The sequence below is a fragment of the Micromonospora sp. NPDC093244 genome, from assembly GCF_040683695.1.
In the GTDB taxonomy this organism is placed as follows: Bacteria; Actinomycetota; Actinomycetes; order Mycobacteriales; family Micromonosporaceae; genus Micromonospora.
Genome location: NZ_JBFBEO010000005.1, coordinates 268902 through 293025, shown reverse-complemented (window position 1 = coordinate 293025; position 24124 = coordinate 268902). Strand labels below are relative to the sequence as shown.

General features: G+C 73.7%; 21 protein-coding genes. 13 read left to right on the top strand and 8 right to left on the bottom strand.

Features of this window, described 5'->3' with window-relative positions:
- Positions 1-16: 16 nt before the first annotated feature.
- Both AB0N27_RS24480 and AB0N27_RS24475 read left to right on the top strand, forming a co-directional pair.
- Positions 17-676, top strand: coding sequence for a BON domain-containing protein (locus AB0N27_RS24480; protein ID WP_364374071.1), 660 nt, complete (start codon positions 17-19; stop codon positions 674-676).
- Positions 677-834: 158 nt separating this feature from the next.
- Entirely contained in the window at positions 835-1890 is a 1056-nt protein-coding gene (locus AB0N27_RS24475) for a glycosyltransferase family 4 protein (RefSeq protein ID WP_364374310.1), read from the top strand.
- 22 nt (positions 1891-1912) lie between these two features.
- On the opposite strand, the gene AB0N27_RS24470 is transcribed toward AB0N27_RS24475, so the two are convergent.
- Positions 1913-3349 carry a serine/threonine-protein kinase gene (locus AB0N27_RS24470; protein ID WP_364374068.1) on the bottom strand — a complete coding sequence of 479 codons (1437 nt, stop codon included), beginning with the start codon at positions 3347-3349 and terminating at the stop codon, positions 1913-1915.
- A 144-nt stretch (positions 3350-3493) separates the two neighbouring features.
- Here AB0N27_RS24470 and AB0N27_RS24465 point away from each other — a divergent pair, with 144 nt between their 5' ends.
- From AB0N27_RS24465 to AB0N27_RS24435, 7 genes are all read left to right on the top strand, one after another.
- Entirely contained in the window at positions 3494-4327 is an 834-nt protein-coding gene (locus AB0N27_RS24465; RefSeq protein ID WP_364374065.1) for a patatin-like phospholipase family protein, read from the top strand.
- Complete coding sequence (locus AB0N27_RS24460; RefSeq protein ID WP_364374063.1) at positions 4327-5331, top strand: 1-acyl-sn-glycerol-3-phosphate acyltransferase; 1005 nt, start codon at positions 4327-4329, stop codon at positions 5329-5331. The genes AB0N27_RS24465 and AB0N27_RS24460 overlap by 1 nt, the downstream gene beginning before the upstream one ends.
- A gap of 134 nt (positions 5332-5465) precedes the next feature.
- On the top strand, positions 5466-5786 hold the full coding sequence (gene cutA / locus AB0N27_RS24455) for a divalent-cation tolerance protein CutA (RefSeq protein WP_139587248.1): 321 nt from the start codon (positions 5466-5468) through the stop codon (positions 5784-5786).
- 48 nt (positions 5787-5834) lie between these two features.
- A complete protein-coding gene (locus AB0N27_RS24450; protein WP_364374059.1) occupies positions 5835-9449 on the top strand; it encodes a hypothetical protein in 3615 nt (1204 codons plus the stop codon).
- Positions 9450-9577: 128 nt separating this feature from the next.
- Entirely contained in the window at positions 9578-10627 is a 1050-nt protein-coding gene (locus AB0N27_RS24445) for an acyl-CoA desaturase (protein WP_364374056.1), read from the top strand.
- Positions 10628-10766: 139 nt separating this feature from the next.
- The gene (locus AB0N27_RS24440) at positions 10767-11060 is read left to right on the top strand and encodes a 4a-hydroxytetrahydrobiopterin dehydratase (RefSeq protein ID WP_364374053.1); all 294 of its coding nucleotides are present in this window, start codon (positions 10767-10769) and stop codon (positions 11058-11060) included.
- Positions 11057-12211, top strand: coding sequence for an FHA domain-containing protein (locus tag AB0N27_RS24435; RefSeq protein WP_364374050.1), 1155 nt, complete (start codon positions 11057-11059; stop codon positions 12209-12211). Before AB0N27_RS24440 ends, AB0N27_RS24435 begins: the two co-directional genes overlap by 4 nt.
- A 51-nt stretch (positions 12212-12262) precedes the next feature.
- Here AB0N27_RS24435 and rocD read toward each other — a convergent pair whose 3' ends face one another.
- The 3 genes from rocD to AB0N27_RS24420 all read right to left on the bottom strand — a co-directional run bounded on the left by rocD (position 12263) and on the right by AB0N27_RS24420 (position 15439).
- Positions 12263-13477 carry an ornithine--oxo-acid transaminase gene (gene rocD, locus AB0N27_RS24430; RefSeq protein WP_364374307.1) on the bottom strand — a complete coding sequence of 405 codons (1215 nt, stop codon included), beginning with the start codon at positions 13475-13477 and terminating at the stop codon, positions 12263-12265.
- Positions 13477-14292: a dimethylargininase gene (gene ddaH / locus AB0N27_RS24425; protein ID WP_364374304.1), complete on the bottom strand. Its 816-nt coding sequence runs from the start codon at positions 14290-14292 to the stop codon at positions 13477-13479. Before ddaH ends, rocD begins: the two co-directional genes overlap by 1 nt.
- A 319-nt stretch (positions 14293-14611) precedes the next feature.
- A complete protein-coding gene (locus tag AB0N27_RS24420; protein WP_364374047.1) occupies positions 14612-15439 on the bottom strand; it encodes a DMT family transporter in 828 nt (275 codons plus the stop codon).
- Between the two features lie 172 nt (positions 15440-15611).
- Here AB0N27_RS24420 and AB0N27_RS24415 point away from each other — a divergent pair, with 172 nt between their 5' ends.
- Entirely contained in the window at positions 15612-16421 is an 810-nt protein-coding gene (locus AB0N27_RS24415) for a DNA-formamidopyrimidine glycosylase family protein (RefSeq protein ID WP_364374044.1), read from the top strand.
- 4 nt (positions 16422-16425) lie between these two features.
- On the opposite strand, the gene AB0N27_RS24410 is transcribed toward AB0N27_RS24415, so the two are convergent.
- Positions 16426-17292: an aminoglycoside phosphotransferase family protein gene (locus tag AB0N27_RS24410; RefSeq protein ID WP_364374041.1), complete on the bottom strand. Its 867-nt coding sequence runs from the start codon at positions 17290-17292 to the stop codon at positions 16426-16428.
- A 254-nt stretch (positions 17293-17546) separates the two neighbouring features.
- On the opposite strand from AB0N27_RS24410, the gene AB0N27_RS24405 reads away from it, so the two are divergent.
- Together AB0N27_RS24405 and AB0N27_RS24400 are read left to right on the top strand one after the other, a co-directional pair.
- On the top strand, positions 17547-18812 hold the full coding sequence (locus AB0N27_RS24405; protein WP_364374038.1) for an AGE family epimerase/isomerase: 1266 nt from the start codon (positions 17547-17549) through the stop codon (positions 18810-18812).
- Positions 18809-19762 carry a carbohydrate kinase gene (locus AB0N27_RS24400; RefSeq protein WP_364374035.1) on the top strand — a complete coding sequence of 318 codons (954 nt, stop codon included), beginning with the start codon at positions 18809-18811 and terminating at the stop codon, positions 19760-19762. Before AB0N27_RS24405 ends, AB0N27_RS24400 begins: the two co-directional genes overlap by 4 nt.
- Before the next feature lie 162 nt (positions 19763-19924).
- Here AB0N27_RS24400 and AB0N27_RS24395 read toward each other — a convergent pair whose 3' ends face one another.
- The 3 genes from AB0N27_RS24395 to AB0N27_RS24385 form a co-directional block, all read right to left on the bottom strand.
- Entirely contained in the window at positions 19925-20896 is a 972-nt protein-coding gene (locus tag AB0N27_RS24395) for a LacI family DNA-binding transcriptional regulator (RefSeq protein WP_364374301.1), read from the bottom strand.
- A 71-nt stretch (positions 20897-20967) separates the two neighbouring features.
- Positions 20968-22347: an FAD-dependent oxidoreductase gene (locus AB0N27_RS24390; RefSeq protein ID WP_364374032.1), complete on the bottom strand. Its 1380-nt coding sequence runs from the start codon at positions 22345-22347 to the stop codon at positions 20968-20970.
- 23 nt (positions 22348-22370) lie between these two features.
- The gene (locus AB0N27_RS24385) at positions 22371-23507 is read right to left on the bottom strand and encodes a glutamate--cysteine ligase (RefSeq protein ID WP_364374029.1); all 1137 of its coding nucleotides are present in this window, start codon (positions 23505-23507) and stop codon (positions 22371-22373) included.
- A gap of 226 nt (positions 23508-23733) precedes the next feature.
- On the opposite strand from AB0N27_RS24385, the gene AB0N27_RS24380 reads away from it, so the two are divergent.
- Positions 23734-24027, top strand: coding sequence for a DUF6412 domain-containing protein (locus tag AB0N27_RS24380; protein ID WP_364374026.1), 294 nt, complete (start codon positions 23734-23736; stop codon positions 24025-24027).
- Positions 24028-24124 lie beyond the last annotated feature (97 nt).

Here is a 24124-nt window from a genome sequence, read left to right as displayed (position 1 = left end):
GACGGGGGTGGGACCGGTGAATGCCGACGACGACCAGCGGATCCAGCGCGACGTCCTGGCCGAGCTGGCGTGGGACGCGCGGCTGCAACCGAACGAGATCGGCGTGACCGTCGACCAGGGCGTGGTCACCCTGCACGGGTTCGTGGACGGCGTCGCCCGGCGGTGGGCGGCGGCCCGCTGCGCGCAGCGGGTACGCGGGGTGCGGGCGGTGGCCGACGAGATCGAGGTACGGCTGGCGGGCACGCCGGGGCGTACCGACGCCGAGATCGCCGTCGCGGCCTCCCGGGCGTTGGAGTGGGACAGCTTCGTGCCCGCCGAGCGGCTGGCGGTGACCGTCGCCAACGGCTGGCTGATGCTGCGCGGCGAGGTGGAGTTCGGTTGGCAGCGCCGTGCCGCCGAGGGGGAGCTGACCCGACTGGACGGGGTGCGGGGCATCACCAACCTCGTCGAGGTGCGCCCGCCGGCGCCGCCCGCCGGCGATCGGCTGCGGCACGACGTCCAGCGTGCGTTGCTGCGCACGATCGGCGCGGACCGGGTGACAGTCGAGGTGGACGGCGACACGCTTGTCCTCGCGGGGGTGGTCCGCTCGTGGTGGGAACGCGACCAGGTCCAGCGGGTGGCCTGGTCCGCGCCAGGAGTACGGGTCGTCCACGACCAGCTCCTGGTCGGCGGGTGAGCGTCCGTCTTGTCCGGTTTACCCGCGACTTCACGGGGAAACCGCCGCGGACCACGCCGACCGGCGGCGACACCGGAACCGGGACAATCGGGGGAGGATCCGTGGCCGTGAACCACCCGCCCGCCGACCGCTCCGGAGAGCGGTCGTTGCGCATCGCGATGGTGGTCCCGCCCTGGCTGACCGTGCCGCCGCCCGGCTACGGCGGGTTGGAGCAGGTCGTCGCCGCCCTGGTGGACGCGCTGACCGCGCACGGGCACGCGGTGACCCTGTTCGGCGCCGGCGGTCAGCACGGCACGTCAGCAGGCGGTTTCGTCTCCACAGTCCCTGACGTCCAGTACGAGCGGCTCGGCGAATCGCTGCCGGAGCTGGCCCACCTGGCCCGGGTCAACCGACTGATCACCGCCGCCGACTTCGACGTGATCCACGACCACACCACAATCGGTCCGCTGGTCGCCGGCCGCCGGGCCGTCCCGACTGTCGCGACAGTGCACGGCAACCCCGTCGGGGAGTACGGCGACGTGCTCGGTGACGCCGACCGGGGCGTCGGCCTGGTGGCCATCTCGCACGCGCAGCGCGGCCTGAACCCCGGCCTGCCCTGGGCCGGCACTGTGCACAACGCGCTGGACATCCGAGGTTTCCCCCGCAAGACCGAGCCCGGCCCCGGGCCGGTGCTGTGGCTCGCGCGGTTCAGCCCGGACAAGGGCCCGGACGTCGCCGTCCGGGCGTGCCGCGAAGCCGGGCTGCCGTTGCTGCTGGCCGGCAAGTGCAACGAGCCCGCCGAGCGGCGCTACTTCGAGCAGGTCGTCGAGCCGCTCATCGACGACGACGTGACGGTCGTTCTCAACGCCGACCGGGCGCAGACCCTGCGGATGCTCGTCGACGCCCGCTGCCTGATCATGCCGATCCAGTGGGAGGAGCCGTTCGGCATGGTGATGCTGGAGGCGATGGCGACCGGGACCCCTGTGGTCGCCCTGAACCGGGGCGCGGTGCCGGAGCTGGTCCGGCCCGGCGTGACCGGGCTGGTGTGCGAAACCCCGGACGACCTCCCGGCGGCGTTGCGCGCGGCAGCGCAGCTCGACCCGCAGGACTGCGTGGCGCACGTCGCGGAGAACTTCTCGGTCGAACGGATGGCGTACGGCTACGAGGACGTCTACCGCCGCTTCGTCGCCGACCGGTACGACATCCGCGAACCGGCCCGCGTGTCGGCCCGCTGACCCGCCGAGGTGTGGAGCTGGGTCAGACGCCTACCGCGCCCAGCTCGCTGATGGCGACGTCGAGCCGCTGCGCGTACGCCGGGCTGATGCCGCCCTCGCCGAGGCGGATGGCCACCTTCTCCCGCAGCCGGGCCACCGGCGGCGCCAGCTGGTCCCGGCCGGAGCCGACCGCGACCGTCAGGTTCCGCAGCTCGTTGCGCAGGTCGAGGCCGACATCGGAGCGGATCTCCCCGGCGTTCAGCCCGTCGCCGATCAGCCGATCCACACGGTTGGCGGCCTCGATCAGGGTGCCGGGCTCGGAGGTGGTCGAGCGGGCGCTCGGCGGTGCGGACGGTGACGGGGTCGCGGGCCGGGACGACTCGACGGCCGACGGGCCGGACGACGGGGGCGCGACGGGGCCGGTCGACGGCTGCGTCCGGGGTGTCGATGGCTCGTCGGGCAGCAGGGCCACCCCGGCCAGTGCCACGCCGACCGCGAGGAGCGCCGGAACCAGCAGCGGCGCCAGCCGGCGACGGGGCCGAGCCGGGGACGGTGTCGCCTCCTCGGCGGGGGCGTCCGTCGCCGTGGGCCCGGGAACCGGTTCGAGGGGCATGGCCAGGGTGGACACCGGGGCGGGCCGCTCGCCCGGCAGCAGTTGGTCGCGCAGGGTGGTCGCCACCTGCCGTGCGGTCGGCCGACCCGCCGGGTCGCGGGACAGGCAGCGCAGGCAGATCCGGGCCACCGCCGGCGGTAGCTCCGGCAGGTCGGTGAGGGTCGGCGCCGGACCGTCGGCCAGCGCGGCGCTGAGCTGCTCCCAGGTGTCCGCCGGGTACGGGACCCGACCGGTGAGCGCCTCGTGCAGCAGGACGCCGAGCGAGTACACGTCGCTTGCCGGTTGGGCGGGGGCGCCGTCGAGCCGTTCCGGGGCCACGTAGGCGGGGGTGCCGAAGGTGCCGCCGTCCTCGTCCTCGTCCGGGGCGCCGATCCTGGTGGCGATACCGAAGTCGAGCACCTTGACGCCCGTCGCGGTCATCATCACGTTGGCCGGGGTGATGTCGCGGTGCACGATGCCGAGCCGGTGCGCGGCTGCCAGCGCGTCGGCGATCTGCGCGCCCACCTCGACCGCCTCGGCCCACGGCAGCGGCCCCTCGGTGAGCCGCAGCTCCAGCTCCTCGCCGCTGAGCAACTCCATCACCACGAACGAGGTGATCGAGCCGTCCGGGTCGACCGTCTCGCCGTAGTCGTGCACCGACGTGACGTGCGGGTGCACCAACTGGGCGGCGGCGCGGGCCTCCTCGCGCACCATGTCGCGGAAGCGGGCGTCGGCCGCCAACGACGGGGCGAGCACCTTGAGGGCCACGACCCGGTCCAGCACCTCGTCGCGGGCACGCCAGATGACCGACATGCCGCCGGCGCCGATCTGGTCGACAAGCCGGTACCTGCGGGCCAGTAACCGGCCCGGGTGCAGCGCTGCCTTCACGGATCGCACCTGCCTCGGGGTGGGAGCGGTATCAGGTTGCGCGAATGTGTCCGGCCTGTCAACGGCGTCCTGCTGGCCGTCGCCTGGCGGTGCCCGCTCTGCGCCGAATGCCGGTGGCGGCGGGCGCGTGCCAGGATGAGAGACATGGCGGGGGGACCTGTGGCGTTCGTGCTCGGCGGCGGGGGAGTCCTCGGCGCGGTCGAGGTGGGCATGCTGCGTGCCCTGTTCCGCGCCGGCATCAAACCCGACCTGGTGCTCGGCACCTCCATCGGCGCGGTGAACGGCGCGCTGGTGGCCGCCGACCCGACGGAGGCGGTGACCGACCGGCTGGTCCGGCTCTGGGCGTCGCCGGAGGCCAGCGAGGTGTACGGCGATTCCGTCGCCCGGCAGTTGCGCCGCTTCGCCGCCCGTACCCATCTGCACTCGCCGAGACCCCTGCGCCGGCTGCTCGAATCCGAGTTGGGCGTCGACACGACGTTCGCCGACCTGCGGGTGCCGTTTCGTTGCTGCGCCGCGCACATCGAGCGGGCCGCCGAGCACTGGTTCGACAGCGGGCCGGTGGTGCCGGCGGTGCTGGCGTCGGCGTCGGTGCCGGGGCTGCTCCCACCCATGGAGATCGATGGCGCGCACTACGTGGACGGCGGCATCGTCAACTCCATCCCGATCGGCGAGGCGGTGGCCGCCGGCGCCGGCCGGATCTTCGTCCTCCAGGTGGGCCGGATCGAACGCGAGCTGACCCCGCCCCGGCGGCCGTGGGAGATCGCCCAGGTGGCGTTCGAGATATCCCGCCGGCACCGCTTCTTCCGGGAGATGGCCGCGCTGCCCGAGGGGGTGGAGGTGCACGTCCTGCCGACCGGCGGGCTGAACCCGCGCGACGACACCCCGTGGGCGTACCGGGACATGGCGGCCGTGGGCCGGCGGATCAGCCGGGCGTACACCGCCTCGCGCCGCTACCTCGCCACCCACGTGGAACGCTGATGCCGCTGCCCCCCAGGTGGCTCCGCCGGTTGTTGATCGCTCCCGCCGTGGTGCTGCTGGCGTTCGTCGTGGTCACCACGCTGCCGGTCTGGGCGTTGCTCGCCGCCGCCGCGTCGCCGCTGGTCCCGGGCCGGTTCCGGCCGTTGCGGGTGCTCTGGATCGGCTGCGTCTACCTGGTGTGGGACGCCGCCGCGCTGCTCGCGCTGTTCGTGCTCTGGGTGGTCTCCGGCTGTGGCTGGCGGACCCGGTCGCCGGCCTTCCAGCGGGCCCACTACGTGCTGGCCGGCTGGTTCCTGCGGGTGCTGTTCTGGCAGGCCCGGTGGGCGTTGCGGCTCAGCATCGACGTGGTGGGCACCGACCCGGACACCGCGCTGCCCGGCCGGCCGGAGGTGGTGCTCTGCCGGCACGCCGGGCCGGGCGACTCGTTCATCCTGATCCACGGGCTGGTCAACTGGTTCCACCGGGAGCCGCGCATCGTGCTCAAGGACAGCCTCCAGTGGGACCCGGCTATCGACGTGCTGCTCAACAGGCTGCCCAGCCGGTTCATCGCGCCGACACCGGAGCGCGGCGAGGAGACGGTACGCCAGGTGGGGCACCTCGCCGACGGCCTGGACGACAACGACGCGTTCGTGATCTTCCCGGAGGGCGGCAACTTCACGCCCAAGCGGCGGCTGCGTGCCATCGCCCGACTGCGTTCGCTCGGCCTGGAACGGATGGCGCTGCGTGCCGAGCGGATGCGCCACGTGCTCGCCCCGCAGCCCGGCGGGATGCTCGCCGCGCTCGACGCCGCCCCGGACGCCGGGGTCATCTTCGTCGCGCACACCGGCCTGGACCGGATGCTCACCGTCGCCGACGTGTGGCGCGAACTGCCGATGGACAAGCGGATCGTGATGCGGTTCTGGTCGGTGCCTCCGGAGGACGTCCCGACCGGCAGGCAGGAACGCATCGACTGGCTCTATGACTGGTGGGCGCAGATCGACGCGTGGATCGCGGCCAACCGGTGAGTGCAGCGAAGCGGAGCCCCGCAGTCGCGAACGAAAAGCGGGCTCCGGTGAGCGCGAGGAGTGCAGCGAAGCGGAGCCCCGCAGTCGCGAACGAAAAGCGGGCTCAGCGGGACGGTGCCGCGTAGGGTGCGGTCGTGGACCAGATCTGCGTGGTGACGACTGTGGTGGATGCGCGTTCGGTCGCCGACGTGCTGGCGGCCGCGGCCGTCGCCGGGCGGCTCGCCGCCTGCGCTCAGGTCGGCGGTCAGGTGGACAGCACCTACTGGTGGCGTTCCGGTGTGGAGACCAGCACCGAATGGTCGGTGCAGTTCAAGACGGCCCCGGACCGGCTCTCCGCGTTGGTCGACCAGATCCGGGTCAGCCATCCGTACGAGGTGCCGGAGATCCTGGTGTCCAGGGTGGAGAGTGGCGACCCCGGCTACGCGACCTGGGTACACGAGCACACCCGACCATGAGTACGCGCACTCTGGGCCGCGACCCGGTGGTGTTTCGATGATGTGCGGGTGGACGACACCCGCTATCCCTGCCCCGCCTGCGGCGCCCCGGCTGACCTGAGCGCCGGCTGCGCCGGTTGCCGCCGCCCGCCCGACCCGGTCGCCGCCGAGGTGGTGCGGCTGGGTCGGGAGGTGGCCCAGCTTGAGCCGCGGGTGGAGCAGGCCCGTCGGACGTACACCGAGCTGGCCGGCCGGTTGGCGGCCACCTCGCGCCGGCGGGCCGAGCTGGCGGCGGTCGTCCGCGCCGGGGTCGCGGCGTCCGTCGTCGGGCCGGTGCCGCGAAGCGTTCCGGTGTCGACGGTCGGGAGGGAGCCGGCGCCGGGGGCGGCGGAGGCTTCGACGCGGACGATCCAGGGTCTGCTCTTCGTCCTCGGTGGACTCCTGCTGGGCACCGCGGCGGTGGTGTTCACTGCCGTCGCGTGGGCGTCGGTCGGGGTTGGTGGCCGGGCGCTGATCCTGGCGGCGTTCACCGCGCTCGCGCTGGCCGTCCCGCTGCTGGCGGTCCGTCGGGGGTTGCGCGGGACGGCGGAGACGTTCGCCGCGGTGGGGCTGCTGCTGGTGGTGCTTGACGGTTACGCGGCCTGGTCGGTGGACCTGGCCGGGGTGGCAGGTTGGCCGGGTAGCCGGTACGCCGCGCTGGTCGGGGGGGCCAGCGCGGCGGTCGCCGTGGCGTACGGGCGGTTCAGTGGGTTGGCCGGGCCGTGGTTCGCGGGGCTGCTGGGCGTGCAGCCGGTGCTGCCGTTGCTCGCCGCCGAGGCGCGGCCCGACGCCGGTGGGTGGGCGTTGGTCCTGCTCGGGGTGGCGCTGCTGGATCTGGCCGTGGTGGTGGCCCTGCGTGGCCGGCCGGGGACGGTGCCGTTGGCCGGCCGGGTGGTTGCCGTCGTCGGGCACGTCGTGGCGCTCGCCTGCGCCGCCGCCTGCGCCCTGGTGCCGTTGCTGATCGGCCGCTCCGCGGGCACCCCGCTGCTGGCGGGGGCGCCGCTGCTGCTTGTCGCGTTGGCCGCGCTCGGCGCGACCCGGGTGGTAGGCGGGCCGGTGCTGCGTGCGCTGGCCGCCGGCTTGCTGGTGCCGGTGCTGGCCGTCGCGGTGCTGCGCCCGGTGGCCGAGCTGCGGCCGGCGCTGCTGCTGATCGCGGCGGCGGTGGTGGCCGTCGTCCTGGTGGGTGCGGTGCGACTGCTGCCGGCGTCGATCCGGTCGGAGGGGGCCGGATCGACAACGGAAGGGCCGGTGGCGGCCGGGTCGGAGACAGCCGGGGCGGAGACAGCCGGGTCGGCGTCGGCCGGATCGGGGACAGCCGGGTCGGCGGTTGTTGGGGGCGGCGGCTTGTGGACCGGCCCGCGGGTGGGGGCGCTGCTGGTCGCGGCGGGAACCGCGCAGATTGCCGCGCTGATCACCGTCGCGCTTGCGGTCGCCGCCGTCGGCCGGTCGCTGCCGCCGTGGGGCGGGGCCGGGACCGGACCCGACCTGGACTGGGGCTGGCAGGTGGCGCCCGCCCTCGCGCTGGCGTTCGCGGCGACGGCGCTGCTGGTACCCCGCCGGGCGTGGGAGATGCTGGCCACTGTCGGCGCGGTGGCGGTGCTGCTCGCCGTGCCCGCCGGTTGGCCTGCCTCCTGGTCGGCCGTGCTGACAGTGGACCTGCTCGGTGGGGCCGCGTTGCTGCTCGCCGTGCTGGCCCGTCCGATGGCGCGACCGGGCACGCTGTCCAGCCGGGCCCTGGGCGGCACGGTCCTGCTCGGGCACGGACTGCTGGTGGCTCTGGCCGATCCGGTGGGTGCCCTTGTGGCGCTCGGCGTCCTGGTCGCTGTCGGTCTGGCACTCACGGTGCGGCGGGCGTCCGGGCCGTACCGCCTGGTGGCCGGTGGAGGCCTCCTTGTCGCGCAGCTCGCGCTGCCCGGGATCGCCGCGCTGGCGGCTTTCGTCGCGGGCGCGCAGCCCTGGTGGCAGGTCCGGCTCGCGTTGGCCGCCGCCGTGCTGCCGCTGGTCGCGGTCCTCGCGGCACGTCGCCACCGGGTGGAGCTGGCCGGGTACGCGGTGACCGGCGCGGTGGTCGCGGTGGCTGTGTCCGGCCTCGCGCCGCTGGTGGCGGCGGGTGACGAACCGATCGGGCTGTACGCGGCCCTGGCGGCGTTGGGCGTGGCGCTCGTGGCACACCGCGATCGGCCGGCGGTCGGGGGGACGCCGCTGGTCGGGGGGACGCCGGCGGTTGGCCGGCCGGGCGTGCTGGTGGTGGCGGGCGGTCTGCTGGCGGCGGTGGCGGTGCTGGCGACCCTGCCCGCGGTGCTGAACGCGCTCGCGTCGCCGTACGTCAGCGGGGGCTCGGTCTGGTCGGGTGCGCCGGCCGCCGTCGCGGACCCGGCGGGGTACCCCGCCGGGCTGGCGCTCGTCGCGTTGGCGGTGGCCGTGGTGCTGGCTGGTCGACGGGGTCGCCCGCCGCTGCTGGTCGCGCTGCCGTTCGCCGCTGCCGCGCTGCCGGTGCTGCTCGTCGCGGCCGGTGCGCCCTGGCCGGTGATGCCGGGTGCCGTGCTGCTCGCCGGTGTGGCCGCGCTGCTGTTCGCCGCGCTCGCCGCGCCGCGTCCGGCTCTCGCGCCGACCGCCGTACCCGTGGGGGTGGTGCTGGTCGCCGTCGGCGTGGTGTGGCTGCTCGCCACGCGGGCCGGCACGCTCGCCGCCGAGGGGGTCCTGCTGGTGGCGGCGGTGGTCGTCGCCGTGGGGGCGCGGGCTGTCGGGACGCGCGTCGCGGGGTGCCTCGCCACGGTGGGTGCGGCGTGCGCGCTGGCGGTGACCGCACTGCTCGCCGGCGGGCAGCCGCTGCGCGCGGCGGCGTACCCGCTGCTGGCGGTGGCCGCGCTGGTCCTGGCTGTCGCGGCCGTGACCAGCTCGTCCGGCGCTGTCGCGGCCGGCCCATCGCCGGTCGAGGCGGCCCGCCCGTCGCGGCCGGTCGAGGTGCTGGCGGCGCGGGCACTGCTCGGGCGGGTGCTGGACGCCGCCGCCCAGGCGGTGGCGCTCGTGGCGGCAGTGCTCACCGTCGAGGTGGCGCGGCACCTCGCGACCGTCTGCGTGCTCTGGGGTGTCGCCGTGGCGCTGCGGCTGCTGCGCCGTGGCGAGCCGGCCGGACGCCGGTGGGCGTTCGCGGGCATCGCCGCCGGCAGCGAACTGCTCGGGGCGTGGGTGTTGCTGGCCGCCGGCGGGGTGACGGTGGTGGAGGCGTACACCCTGCCGGCCGCGGCGCTGGCCCTCGGCGCGGGTCTGCTGGCGTTGCGGACCAGGCCGGGGCTGATCAGCTGGCCGGCCCTCGGCCCGGGGCTCGTCGCGGCGCTGCTGCCGAGCCTGGTGTCGGTGCTGGGCGGGCCGGATTCGCAGCCGTGGCGACGGCTGCTGCTCGGCGCGGCGGCGCTGGTGGTGGTGCTGGCCGGTGCGGCCCGCCGCTGGCAGGCGCCAGTCGTGCTCGGCGGTGGCGTGCTGGCCCTGCTCGCGCTGCACGAGTTGGCGCGCGGATGGGACCTGCTGCCCCGGTGGATCTACCTGGCTGTCGGAGGGCTGGCGCTGGTCGGGCTCGCCGCCACCTACGAGCGCCGCCGCCGCGACCTGGCCCGGCTGCGGGCCGCCGTGACGAGCCTCGGCTGAGGCGGGGGTAGGGCTCGCCCTACCCCCCATCCGGGGGTTGTCAGGGTTACTCTGCGCTACCGCTGCCGGGACACTTGGCAGTAGGCCCGAACCACCCCGGTACGGGCCCAAGTGGAACGGGAGCAGCGATGGCGCTCGGAGCGGTGGCAGAACCGCCGGTACGACGGCGAGGAAGTGACTACGCACAGTTGTCCCGACGGATCAGCCAGGCGGGTCTGCTCGAACGGCGCCCCGGCTGGTACGTCACCCGCATCGTGCTCACCCTCGGCGCCTTCGTGGCCGGTTGGGTCGGCGTGTTCCTGGTCGGCGACTCCTGGTGGCAGTTGGCGCTCGCGGCCGTGATGGCGGTGGCCACCACGCAGGTCGCGTTCCTGGGGCACGACGCCGGGCACCGGCAGATGTTCCGCAGGCGCGGCCCCAGCGAGTTGGTGGGGTTGTCGGCCGGCAATCTGGCGGTCGGGCTCAGCTACGGCTGGTGGGTCGACAAGCACAACCGGCACCACGCCAACCCGAACCACGAGGACGAGGACCCGGACGTCGGCGCGGGCGCCCTGGTGTGGACGCCCGAGCAGGCGATCCAGACGCGGGGGTTCGGTCGGTGGATGGCCCGGCGGCAGGCGTACTTCTTCTTCCCGATGCTGCTGCTCGAGGGTCTGAACCTGCACGTGGCGAGCATCCGGGCGATCGTCGGCCGGGAGAACGGCCGGTACACGACCCCGATGCGGCACCGGGCGGTCGAGGCGGTGCTGCTCGTCGCGCACACAGTCGGCTACGTGGCGTTGCTGTTGGCCGTCATGTCGCCGGTCAAGGCGCTGCTCTTCGCCGTCGTGCACCAGGCGTTGTGGGGTCTCTACATGGGCTGCGCGTTCGCGCCGAACCACAAGGGCATGCCGATGCCGACCGCCGAGGACGAGCTGGACTTCCTGCGTAAGCAGGTGCTGACCTCCCGCAACGTGCGGGGCAGCCGGCTGGTGGACACCGCGCTGGGCGGGCTCAACTACCAGATCGAGCACCACCTGTTCCCGAACATGCCCCGGGCCAACCTGCGCCGGGCGCAGCCCATCGTCCGTGCCTACTGCGTCGAGCAGGGCATCCCGTACGCGGAGACCGGGCTGGTCGAGTCGTATCGGCAGGCGCTCGGTCACCTGCACGAGGTGGGCCGGCCGCTGCGCGGCTGAACGGACCGGCTGCGGCGCGGCCGACGCGAGACGTACCGGTGGGGCGGCATCTCCTGATGCCGCCCCACCGCCGTCCCGTCTCCCGTCGGCACCGGTGGCGCGTCCGGCCCGGTGCAGGCGTCACCGGTAGGGTCTGGTCATGGCAGACCTGCTCACCGCGGACGCGGTGCGAGAAGAGCTGGGCGGGTTGTCCGACTGGTCGGGTGACCCGACAGGCATCGGGCGTACGGTCCAGCTCGGCAGTTTCCCGGACGCCATCGCGGTGGTGGACCGGGTGGCGGCGGTGGCCGAGGACCTCGACCACCATCCCGACATCGACATCCGATGGCGGACCCTGACCTTCCGCTGCGTCACGCACTCGGCCGGCGGGGTCACCCACCGGGACATCGAGTTGGCCCGGCGGATCGACGACATCGTCCGGAGTGCGGCATGAGATTCGAGATCAGCAAGGTTCTGGACGCCATCGAGGGGCGGGTCTGCACGGATCCGTCGCTGGCCCGGGCGGTGCTCGACCTGGCCGAGGTGATCCGTTACCAGGACATCGACGGCGGCCGACCGGCCAGCCTGCTGCGGCTCGGCATGGTCATCGACGCGCTCTCCCGCGAGCTGGAGGAGGACAGCGTCCAGGTGTACGCGGTCGTACACCGGGCGTTGCTCTCCGACGCGGACCTGACCTCGAACGAGCGGATGGTGGTTCGTCGTTGGGCCGACGACGGGCTCGTCGAGGTGCTCGACAACCCGGGTGACCGGATGCTGGAGGTGGCCGACCTGCTCGGGTTGCCGGTGCTCAGCCGGGTGCGTTTCGACGGGCTGCGCGGGCGGTTCCCGTGGCTGGTCGAGCAGCCCGGCCGGGTGGTCGCTCCGGTGCCCGGCGCGGGTGGGCCGGTGTTCATCGCGCACGTCGGTGGCGGGCACGCCCCGGTCGCCGGCAAGCGTTCGCCGACCGGGATGAAGCTGCTGGCCCGGCAGTGGCGGTGCCCGGAGTCGGGCTGCGCGCTGTTCGGCGGTGGCGGTGGGGGCGGAGCGTTCGCCGACCTGGCCGGAGGGGCGGACCGCAGCCCGGCCGCGCAGCCGCCGCCCTCGCTGCGCAACGGCGTGCCGACCTGCCCCCGACATGGCGCGCGTCTCGGCGACGGCGGGCCCCGGCCGCGTACGGAGGTGCTGGCGGTGCGCGTCGGCGGTCTGGTCCGGCGGCGGTTCGTGTTGAGCGAGGAGCAGCCGGTGGTGGCTGGCCGCGCGCCCGAGCAGGAAGGCGGGATCATGCTCGGGCAGTGGCTCAACGACGAGGCCCGGCGGTGGATCAGCAGGGGTCACGTCCGCTTCGAGCTGCGGGTCGGCGAGGTCATCGTGACCGACGTGAGCACCAACGGCTCGGGCATCCGGCCGGCCGGTTCGATGAACGAGGCGGACCGGATCCCCCTGGCACCGCAGCAGTCCCGGGTGCTTGGCGAGAACGACATGGTGGAGCTGTACCCGGGTGTGCAGATCGGCCGGGCCGAGGAGTTGCCGACCGGCGCCCCGTTCACGCCGACCTCGGTGATGGCCGAAGCCCCGACGATGGCCATGCGCCTGCCCCGTCCCTGACGCGAAAGGCGGGCGTCGGTGTCGACGCCCGCCTTTTTCGCGCGTTCCGGGTCAGCCGGCCAGCACCTCGGCGAGCTGGGCCACCGCCAGGTCGATCTCCTCCTCGCTGATGACCAGCGGAGGGGCGAGGCGGATGGTGGAACCGTGGGTGTCCTTGGCGAGCACTCCGCGCGCGGCGAGCCGCTCGCACGCCTCCCGGCCGCTCATCAGCGTCGGGTCGATGTCCAGACCGGCCCACAGGCCGCGGACGCGTACGGCGACGAGACCCTTGCCGACCAGGCCTTCCAGGCCGGCGCGCAGGCGCTCGCCCAGCTCCGACGACCGGCGCTGGAACTCGCCGGTGGCCAGCAGCCGGACCACCTCGATCGCCACCGCGCAGGCCAGCGGGTTGCCGCCGAAGGTGGAGCCGTGCTGGCCGGGCTTGAGCACGCCGAGCACGTCGCTGTTCGCGGCCACCGCGGAGACCGGCACGATGCCGCCGCCGAGGGCCTTGCCCAGGAGGTACATGTCGGGCACGACGCCCTCGTGGTCACAGGCGAAGGTCGCGCCGGTACGCCCCAGACCGGACTGGATCTCGTCGGCGATGAACAGCACGTTCCGGTCGGTGCAGACCTGGCGCACGCCGGGCAGGTAGCCCTCCGGCGGCACCACCACGCCCTGCTCGCCCTGGATGGGCTCCAGCAGCACGGCGACTGTGTTCTCGTCGATCGCGGCGGTCAGCGCGTCGAGGTCGCCGTACGGCACGACTGTGAAGCCCGGGGTGTACGGCCCGAAGTCGGCGCGGGCGTCCTCGTCGGTGGAGAAGCTCACGATTGTCGTGGTCCGGCCGTGGAAGTTGCCCTCGGCGACCACGATGTTGGCCTGCCCGGCGGGCACACCCTTGACCTGGTAGCCCCACTTGCGGGCCACCTTGATCCCGGTCTCCACGGCCTCGGCGCCGGTGTTCATGGGCAGCACGAGGTCCTTGCCGCACAGTTCGGCCAGTTCCCGGCAGAAGTCGGCGAACTGGTCGTGGATGAACGCCCGGCTGGTGAGCGTCAGCCGGTCCAGTTGGGCGTGCGCGGCGGCGATCAGCTGCGGGTGCCGGTGGCCGAAGTTGAGCGCGGAGTAGCCGGCCAGGCAGTCCAGGTAGCGCTTGCCGTCCACGTCGGTGAGCCACGCGCCCTCGGCGGACGAGATCACCACCGGCAGGGGGTGGTAGTTGTGCGCCGTCCAGCGCTCGGCGTCCCGGACCGCTCCCGGCGTACGCAGGATGTCATCCACGATCACTTGCTTGCCTTTCCCTGACGGAGTCGCAGCGTGCAGCACTTCGGTCCGCCGCCGGCCTTACGCAGCTCGGACAGGTCGACACCGATGGTTTCGTAGCCCCGGTCGCGCAGCTTGGCGGCGAGGTCGGTGGCCTGCGCGGGCAGTACCACGTGCCGGCCGTCGCTCACCGCGTTGAGGCCCAGCACCTCGGCGTCGGCCATGGTGGCGTGCACGGCGTCGGGGAAGAGCCGACGCAGCACTGCCTGGCTGCCGGGGGAGAACGCCTCCGGCAGGTACGCCACGGTCCGCTCGTCGAGGACTGTCAGCGCGGTGTCCAGGTGGTAGAAGCGCGGGTCGACGAGCTGCATGGTGACCACCGGGTAGCCGAAGACCTCCTGCAACTGGGCGTGCGAGGCGTGCGCCGTGCGGAAGCCGGTGCCGGCCAGCAGGTGGTCGCCGGCGAGCAGGACGTCGCCCTCGCCCTCGTTGACGTGCTTCGGGTCGTACATCTCGAAGCCGGCGGCCTCGAACCAGGCCCGGTAGGCGGGCGCCTCGTCGGCGCGCTGCGGGTCGCGGAACTGCACGGCCATCGCCTTGCCGTCGATCACGGTGCCGCCGTTCGCGGCGAAGACCATGTCGGGCAGGCCGGGCACCGGAGCGATCTCCTCGACGGTGTGGCCCAGATCGCGGTACGTCTGGCGCAGCTGCTCCCACTGCCGGACGGCCAGCGCGGCGTCGACCGGCGCGCTCGGGTCCATCCAGGGGTTGATGGCGTAGTCGACGGCGAAGTACGTCGGCCGGCACATCAACAGGCGCTGGCTGGTGGCGTCCATCGTCATTGGTCCTGCTCCCAGGGGTCGGGCGCGCCCGGCCACCGTGGCCCACGGGCTGGCGCCGTTGCTCAACGTTATGCGGCGTCAGCGGCAGGATCCACCACCGAGAGTTGCGCAGAGCGAACATTCGTTGCGTCTGAGCCACCGCCGGGAGCGATTCGTTGTGTCGGACGCGTGCCGTACCCCGGAAACACTTCAGGGGCGGCGAACCGCCGCCCCTGAAAGGGTGTCGCCCGCCGGTGAACCACCGGGTGTTCGGGCTACCGGCGAACCGCCGGCTTTTCGCCGGTTGCATCACCGGCGAGCGGAACAGTGCCCGCTAGAAACGGTCGACAAACTGTGAGTCGAGCCACTCGCGGAAGCGCTGCACCCAGTCGCCGTCGGTGGTCGGCCAGTCGAACTGGCCGGTCATCGCCAGTACGCCGAGCACCACCGCGGCGAGGCCGATCAGCACGCCGAACAGCGCGTCGGTCTTGCCGGCGATGTGCCGGCGGCGGGTGGCCATGAGGCCGAACACCGAGAGCACCGCGCCGAACGCGCCGAGCCCGATGCCGTAGCCGGCCAGGGTGCCGGTCAGCACGAACAGCGCGCCGGCGACGGCGACGATCAGGCCGAGGGTGGCGAGCAGGCTGGCCCGCGGCTTTGGGCCGCGCGTCACCTGCGGCTCCGGCGCGGTCCGGTCCGCAGTGGGGTCGACCGGGCGGTCGGTGGTGACCCGGTCAGTCGTGTCGGCGGGCCGGGTGGCGCGGTCCGTCGTGTCGGTCGGGGTCACCCGGTCCCGGTCGAGGTCGACGTCCCGGTCGGCGGTGCGATCACGGGTCGGGGTCGCCGTGGTCACGGCTCGGGCGTCGCCGTCCGCCGGTCGGGCGGTGGCGGCGCGGGCCACCGCCGCGCGCTCGGCGGCCCGTCGCTCGGTCTCGCTGGCCTGGTCGCCGGTCGCCGTGGTGCTGCGGTACGTCGTCTGGTCGGCGTCCCGGTCGGTCACCACCGGGCGGCCCGCGGTCTCGTCGTCCGTCCGGCTGCCGGTGAGCATCGTGTCGTTCCGGTCGGTGACCGGGGTGTCGCGGCCGTCCACGCGGCCGTCGAGGTTCTCGTCCCGCGTCGGTGCCGGCTCGGACCGGCGGGACAGCGAAGGAATCCTGACCACTACACACCTCCTGATGAATGCGTGGTGGCCGACGGAGAGGGTGGCATCCACGCGCTACCGCCCTGAAGTACCCACCTGGGTGTTTCCTGACACCGATTCCGGGTACGGCTGTCGCGCTCGACCCGGACGGGCCCGGGGCCCGGCCGGCCGCAGCTGACTATCCTTGGCACCCGTGCCAGAGGGACACACGATCCACCGCCTGGCGGCCCGGCACGCCGAGCTGTTCGCCGGGGACAAGGTGCACGCCGCCAGCCCGCAGGGCCGCTTCGCCGAGGGCGCCGCCCGGCTCTCCGGCAGCGTCCTGGAGGGCACCGAGGCGTACGGCAAGCACCTCCTGCACCACTACGCCGCCGACCTGACCCTGCACGTGCACCTCGGGCTGTACGGCAAGTTCACCGACGGGTCGGGCGAGCCGCCGGACCCGGTCGGCCAGATCCGGCTCCGGCTGGCCAGCGACCGCAACTGGCTGGACCTGCGCGGCCCCACGGCCTGCGAACTGCTCACCCCGCCCGAGGTGGCCGCGCTGCGGGACCGCCTCGGCCCGGATCCACTGCGCGGCGACGCCGATCCGCTGCGGGCGTACGCCCGGATCTCCCGCAGCCCGACGCCCCTGGCCGCGCTCCTGCTGGACCAGTCGGTGGTGGCCGGCACCGGCCTGATCTTCGTGACCGAGGCGCTGTTCCGGGCGGGGCTGCCGCCGACGATGCCCGGCCGGTTGCTGACCCGCGACGGCTGGGACGCGCTCTGGGCGGACCTCGTCGGGTTGATGCGGCTCGCGGCCGAACACGGCCGGATCGACACCGTGCGCGACCCGCACCTGCCCGAGGCGATGGGCCGGCCGGCCCGGGTGGACCGGCACGGCGGCGAGGTGTACGTCTACCGCCGCCCCGGCGCGCCCTGCCACGTCTGCGGCACCGAGGTCAGCCGTGGCGAGCTGGCCGGCCGCAACCTCTACTGGTGCCGTACCTGCCAGGCCGGCTGAGCCGTCAGTCGCCGCCGAGCAGCCAGCGGACCACCTCGATCTGGTGCGCGAACACGACGTCGCCGTCGATGCTCCAGGCGAGCGTCTGCCCGACCGTCCAACCGTGTACCCGCTCCCGGTCCAGCCCCAGCTCGGCGCTCAGCCGGTCGAGCCGGTGCCGGACGGCGGCCGGCGAGTGGCCCAGCTCCGGGCCGCGCACCATCGGCACGACCGAGAACTCCCGTTCGCCGGTAAGTGGCTTCGGGTCGATCGCCAGCCACGGTTCGCGGTCGGCGGCGAGCACGTTACCGGCGTGCAGGTCCTGATTGACGAGCACCTGGTCGCCCTGGCTGGACGCGAGGGCGGGGAGCAGGTCGAGCGCCGCGTCGAGCAGCCGCCGTTCGTACGGTCGGCCGGCCCGCTCCCAGCTGCGCGGTATCCGGTCGATCCAGCCGGCGGCCTCCTCGGCCAACCGGGTGAACGGCCCGCCGGCCGGTCGCCAGAGCCGGGGCAGCAGCCCGGTCACCGCGTCCAGCGCCCGGTCCATCGGCAGCTCGTGCAGGGCGGTGCTGGGTTGGCAGCGTTCCACAAGCAGGGCGCGGCGTTCCCTGTCGTGCGCGAGCAGGCGGATCGCCCCGTCGCCGTCCCAGAGGGCCAGCGCGTCGGCCTCGTACCGGCTGTCGTCGTCCGGGTACTGGAGCTTCAGCACCGCCACCGTGCCGTCGGGCAGTTCGGCGGGGAGAGCCAGAGAGGCGTACGCCTGCTCGAACGGCGGCCCGAGCCGCAGCGACCACTGCTCGGCGCACTCCGCCAGCCACCTCGGGAGCACGGCCAGCCAGTCCCGGCCGGCCGGTGACCCACGTACCCAGTCGAGACCCTTGGGTAGATCCATCCGGCCATCCTGGGGCATCCGTCGCGTCGGCGGGGCGCGCGGCAGCGGCGCGGTGTGACGCGAGCGGAGTTGACAGTGACCCGACCGCCGGAGCAGGGTTGATCAGTGACAACGATGTCAAAGGACATAACGCATGAATTAGTGCCGGGCGGGCCAACCTGGGTCCGCCGTTGCGTTCACAATGTCCCGGCGCGGACATGATCCGCACCGACCCCGACCGTATGTCCGTTCCTACCCGACGGTGAACAGCTGAGATGACCGACGTGCCCCCACCCGACGCCGACACGACCCCCGCTCCCGCCGGGTCACCCGATCTGCCCGGTCTGGACGAGTTCCTCGTCGACCAGACCCGGACTCTGCTCGACACGGCCCGCCACTCGGTGCGGCCCGAGGGCGGCTTCTGGTGGCTGGCCGACGACCGCACCCCGGATCGCGGCGAACCGGTCTTCACCTGGATCACCTGCCGGATGACCCACGTGGCCGCCCTCGCCCACCGCAATGGTGACCCTTACGCCGCCGCCCTCGTCGACCACGGGATCGCCGCGCTCACCACACTGCTGCGCGACGAGCGGTACGGCGGCTGGTTCAGTGCCGTGGACCAGCAGGGCACGCCCGTCGACGACCACAAGGCCGGCTACGACCACGCGTTCGTCCTGCTCGCGGCGTCGAGTGCCGCGCGCGCCGGACGACCCGGCGCGGACCGGTTGCTCGCCGACGCGCAGGCCGTGGTGCGGGACCGGTTCTGGGACGCCGCCACCGGCTCGGTCCGCGAGTCGTGGAACCGGGACTGGACGGTCACCGAGGACTACCGCGGCGCCAACAGCAGCATGCACATGGTCGAGGCGTTCATTGCCGCTGCCGCCGCGACCGGCGACGCGAGCTGGACCGACCGGGCCCTGCGCATCGCCGACCACCTCGTGCACGGCGAAGCCGCCCGGCACGACTGGCGGCTGCCCGAGCACTACACCGCCGACTGGACGCCGCTGCCCGACTACAACCGGGACCAGCCCGCCGACCCGTTCCGGCCGTACGGCTCCACGATCGGCCACTGGCTCGAATGGGCTCGACTGCTGCTCGACCTGGAGGCGGTCCTGCCGCAGCCGCCCCGTTGGCTGCTGGACGACGCCCGTGAGCTGTTCGCCGCCTCGGTGCGGCGCGGCTGGGCGGTCGACGGAGCCGACGGTTTCGTCTACACGATCGACTGGGACGACCGGCCGGTGGTACGCGCCCGGATGCACTGGGTGCTCGCCGAGGCCGTCGGCGCGGCGGTCACCCTGCACCGGCGCACCGGCGACGAGGTCTACGCCGACTGGTACCGGGTCTTCTGGGCGTACGCCCGCCAGCACCTCGTCGACGGCACCGGGTGGCGGCACGAGCTGGACCCGGGGAACCGTCCCGCCGACACCGTCTGGCACGGCCGACCGGACGTCTACCACGCGTACCAGGCGGTGCTGTTGTCCCGCTCGGCCCACGGCCTCGGCGGCCCCGGCCCGCTCGCCCCGGGCGAGGTGGCCGCGTGATCGTGGTAGCGGGGGAGGCGCTTGTCGACCTGGTGGTCACCGCCGAGGGGGAGCGGGCCGTTCCCGGCGGCTCCCCGGCGAACGTGGCGGTCACCCTGGCCCGGCTCGACGAGCCGGTGCGGCTGCTGGCCCGGATCGGCACCGACGGGTACGGCCGGCAGCTCACCGAGTACCTGGGCGCCAACCGGGTGGACCTGGGGTGGGCGGTGCGCGCCGAGGAGCCCACCTCGGTGGCGGTGGCCACCCTGGACGCCACCGGCCAGGCCAGCTACGAGTTCCGGCTGGCCGGAACGGCGGACTGGCAGTGGACGCCACGCGAGCTGCCCGAGCTGGCCGGATCACCGGCGACCGCCTTCCACACCGGGTCGCTCGCGCTCGCGCTGGCCCCCGGCGCGCAGGTGCTGGAGGACCTGCTCGCCAGCGAACACCGTCGGGACGGGCTGACCCTCTCCATCGACCTCAACCTGCGTCCGAGCATCGTCACGGACCGGGCGGCCGAGCAGGAGAGGGTACGGCGGCAGGTACGCCTCGCGCACGTGGTCAAGGCCAGCGACGAGGATCTGGCCTGGCTCCACCCGGACCGGACGCTCGCCGACGTGATGACCGAGTGGCGTGCGGCCGGGGTGTCCTGCGCGGTGGTGACCCGGGGTGGGGACGGCGTCGTCCTGCTCGCCCCGGACGGGTCGCTGCACGAGCAGCCGGCGGTGCCCACCACTGTGGTCGACACCGTCGGCGCCGGCGACTCGTTCACCGGCGGTCTGCTGGCCGCGCTGGTCGACCTCGACGCGCTCGGTGACCGTCCGGTCGAGCGGCTGGCCGCGGTGAGCGCCCAGCAGTGGGCTGAGGTGCTGCGGCGGGCCGCCACGGTGGCCGCGTTGACCTGCGCCCGCCGAGGCGCCGACCCACCCCGCCGCGCCGAGGTGGAGGCCCTCCTCGCTCCCACAGGCTGACCCTCCTTTGCTCTGCACCTGCGGATGCGACGGCTACGGTCCGTGACCGGTGCACATCGGGGTGCAGAGCAATGGGGGAGTAGGTGTCAGCTGCCTTGCCTGCGGTGCGAAGACGCGGTGCTCAACGCTCGCGGTGGCGGCACCGGGCGAGGTGGGGCCTGGTCAGGACAGGCCTCGGGGGAGGAGCTGGGTGGGGAGGACAGTGGTTGACGGAGGGCTGTCGTCGTCGCCGGCAATCCGCTGGAAGAGGCGTTCGGTGGCGACTCTCGCCAGCTCACGGGTGTCGTAGGCGACGACGGTCAGCGGCCTGGGCATCAGGTGGGCCAGCTCGAAGTCGTCGAAGCCGACAAGCGCGGCGTCACTGCCCCGCCGGTGCAGCTCCTGGAGCGCGCCGACGGTGAGCCTGTTGTTGGCGCAGAAGAACGCGGTGGGAGGGGCCGGAAGGTCGAGCAGTTCGGCGACCGCGCGGCCCGCCTCCTCCGGCGCGATGAGACGGTCCCGGACCAGCGACTCGTCCGGTTCCACACCGACGGCAGCCAGCGCGGCCCGCGCACCGACCAGCCGCTCGCGCATCGTGGACACGCTCGGCGCGCCGAGCAGGAGGCCCACCCGGCGGTGCCCCTCGGCCAGCAGCGCGCCGACGCCGGCCTGGCTGCCACCCCGGTTGTCCAGCAGGACGGCGTCCGCCTGCAACCCCTGCGGCGGCCGGTCCAGGAACACCACAGGCATGCCCAGCTCCACCTCCCGGCGCAGGAACGAGTGGTCGGGGCCGGCCGGCACCACGAGCAGCCCGTCGACCCGGCGCTGGGTGAAGTCCTGGAGCAGGGCGCGTTCCCGCTCCGGGTCCTCCTCCGACGAGGCGGTGATCAACATCGTGCCGTGCGCGGCGGCGATCTCGGCGGCCACACTGGCGATGGTGGCGTAGAACGGGTTGGCGATCTCCTCGATGAGCAGCCCCACCGTGGCGTTGAGCTGCCGCGAACGCAGGTTGCGGGCGATGTCGTTACGCCGGAAGCCCAGTTCGGCGATGGCGGCGAGGACCCGACCCACCAGTTCCTGCCCCACCGGTTCGTCGTTGACCACCCGGGACACCGTCTTCAGGCTGACCCCGGCATGCCGGGCCACGTCGACCATCGTCGGGCGGCGGCGTGCGGCCGGCCGGGTGGGGGTCTGCGTCACGGGGTGGTCCTCCACGGAGGCGCGGGTCAGCGGTCGAGGGCGGCGAGCGCGTCGACCGCCTTTCGGGCAGCGATGAGCACCGGATCCCACACCGGCGCGTACGGCGGAGCGTAGCCCAGGTCGAGCGCCGTCATGTCGTCCACCGTCATGCCGTTCCACAGCGCCACTGCCAGCGTGTCGATCCGCTTGGCCGCCTCGGACCAGCCGACGATCTGCGCGCCGAGCAGCCGGCCGCTGGGCCGTTCGGCGATCAACTTGACGGTCATCGGTCGGGCGCCGGGGTAGTAGCCGGCCCGGTTGGTCGACTCGGCGATCACCGAGACGAAGTCGAAACCGGCCGCCGATGCCTCGCGCTCGCGCAGGCCCGTCCGGCCCACCTCCAGGTCGCAGACCTTCGTCACAGCCGTGCCGATCACTCCGGCGAAGGTGGCGTACCCGCCACCGATGTTGATCCCGGCGACCCGGCCCTGCTTGTTGGCGTGCGTGCCGAGCGGCACGTGCACAGGCATTCCGCTGACCCGGTGCAGCGTCTCCACGCAGTCGCCGGCCGCCCAGACGCCCGGCACCTCGGCCACCCGCATCCGGCGGTCCACCCGGATCGCGCCGGTCGGACCGATCGGCAGTCCGGCCGCCTCGGCGAGCGCGGCGTTGGGGCGTACGCCGAGGCCCAGGACCACGACGTCGGCCGGAATCGGCCCCTCGGCCGTGACCACGGCGGACACCCGGCCGTCCCGTTGCTCCAGGCCGGTCACCGGCAGGCCGGTGCGGATCGTGATGCCGAGGCCCCGCATGGCCTCGGCGACCAGCTCGCCCATGTCGGCGTCCACCGTCGACATCGGTTGGTCGCCCGCCTCGACCAGGGTCACCGAGAGACCACGTTGGATCATGGCCTCGGCGATCTCGACGCCGATGTAGCCGCCACCGACCACCACTGCCCGGCGTGGCTGCGGCTCGGCGTCGAGCCAGAGGCGCAGGGCTGCCCCGTCGTCGAGGGTCTGCATGCCGAACACGCCGTCCGCGTCGGTGTCCGCCCACGGCGGCTTCACCGGCTCCGCGCCGGTCGCGTACATCAGGTCGTCGAAACGCTCGCGGACCTCGCCGCCGTCCTCCAGGTCCCGGGCCACGACCTCGCGGCGCTCCAGGTCGATTGTCGTGACCTCGTGGCGCATCCGCACGTCCATGGCGTACGTGGTGCGGAAGGTCTCCGGATCCCGGGCGATCAACGCGTCCGGGCCGGGCACCAGGCCGCTGATCCAGTAGGGGATGCCGCACGCCGAGTAGGAGGTGAAGTGACCGCGCTCGAAGACCACGATCTCCAGGTCGTCGCGGCCACGGCGACGGCGGGCCTGGGACGCCGCGGACATGCCGGCGGCGTCCCCACCGATGACGATCAGCCGTTGGGCCACGGGATCATCCTGTCACGAGGTATTCAGCCACGGGTCTGTCGTGCGACGTCCTGCACCACGTCGGTGAGCTTCCCGGTGCGGGCAAACACCGCACGCTGCCGGGCCGCGCCGGTGCCGTGGCGGCGCAGCCCACCCAGCAGGTCGGTCACCTCGGCCCAGTCGCCGTGCTGCTCCAACGCCGGCCGCATCCGCTGCACGAACTCGTCAAGCAGCTCCCAGGCCGGGCGGAGCTCCCCGGTGGTCACGTCGACACCCTCGCCCTCCAGGCCGTCGTGCGCGGCCCGCCAGTGCGCGCCGACCAGCAGGTGGTGGTCGGTCCGCAGCGCCTGGCGGCCGGCCTCGACGTCCGACATGGCGGTGGCCACCAGGGCCCGCACCAGCGCGGCGACCAGCACCGCGTCGTCCACCGACGGGCAGACGTCGCCGATCCGCAGCTCCACGGTCGGGTACTTCGCCGACAGTCGGGCGTACCAGTAGAGCATCCCCTCGTCGAGCATCACCCCGCTGGAGATCAACTGACGGATCAGCCGCTGGTAGTGCTCGTACGACTCCAGCCAGGGCGTCGGCGCCACCGACGGCCAGCGTTCCCACTCCACCGAACGCCAACTGGCGTAGCCGGTGTCCTCACCCCTGGAGAACGGGGAGTTGGTGGTGACGGCGTGCAGCAGCGGCAGCCACGGCCGTACGTGGTTGAGCACCTGCACACCGGTGTCCGGGTCCGGTACGCCCACGTGTACGTGCATGCCGTTGTTGCCGGGGCCGGGTACGAGCAGCCGGAACCGTTCGATCATCCGGTCGAAGCGGGGCTTGTCCACCACCGGCGGGACCGGGCCGTCCACCGGACCGGTGCCGATGGCCAGCAGTCGTACGCCGGCCCGCTCGGCGGCGTCGGCGAGCGCGCCGCGCAGCACGCCGAGGGAGTGTCGGATAGAGGAGAGTTCCAGGCCGGGCGGACTGCCGATCTCGATCTGGCTGGTCTGGAACTCGCGCTCCACCTGCCCGCGCAGTTCCGCCGGCACCTGCTCCAGTACCAGGTCGACGGCGGGGACCGCGGCTCCGGTGTGCGGGTCGACGAGAAGGAACTCCTCCTCGACACCCACGGTGAGCAACTCGGCCCCCGCAGTCGTTCCGCTTGGCGCCTCCGTCACCTGGCCCGTCATCGCGACACCACCGTCCGTTCCTGCCGTCCACGGTCCGTCCGCGTCGGTCGGGCCTTCGGTTACCCAACGTGGCGATGCCCGGAAACGTGATGGCGGCGCGTCGCGGGTCGTTTCTCCGGGTCGGTGCCGGCCGGCACACCGTTGCCGGGCGGCGTCGCGCCCCGCGGTGCCGGGCAGGGCCCGCGATTCGGTCAGGTGGCGTGACATGGGGTCCTATGCTCAGCCTGTGCCGGTACCGCTGGGGTTCTTCTGGGTCGCGTGGATGTCCGCGTTCGCCCAGCTCACCCTGCTCGCGGAACGCCCGACCGACCTGTTGGCGGGCGCCGCGCTCACTGCCCTGGTGCTGCTCACCACGCTGCTCGCGGCGCGGGTGCCGGGCCGTTCGGGGGCGGTGGGCGTCGCGCGTCGCTGGGCCGGGCTGCGGGCCCGCTCCCGGGGGCGTCGGATGCCCCGTCAGATCGACCCGGACGCCGCCGGACGGCCTCGCCCCCGCGCACCCGGGCTCCCCTCGGTCGCGTAGCGCGTCGCGCCGCGCGGCCGATCCCGCCGTCACCGGTCCTTTCGCCCGGCGGACACCGCCGGGAAAGGACCCCACCGGAATCGGACCGAGGGGTTTC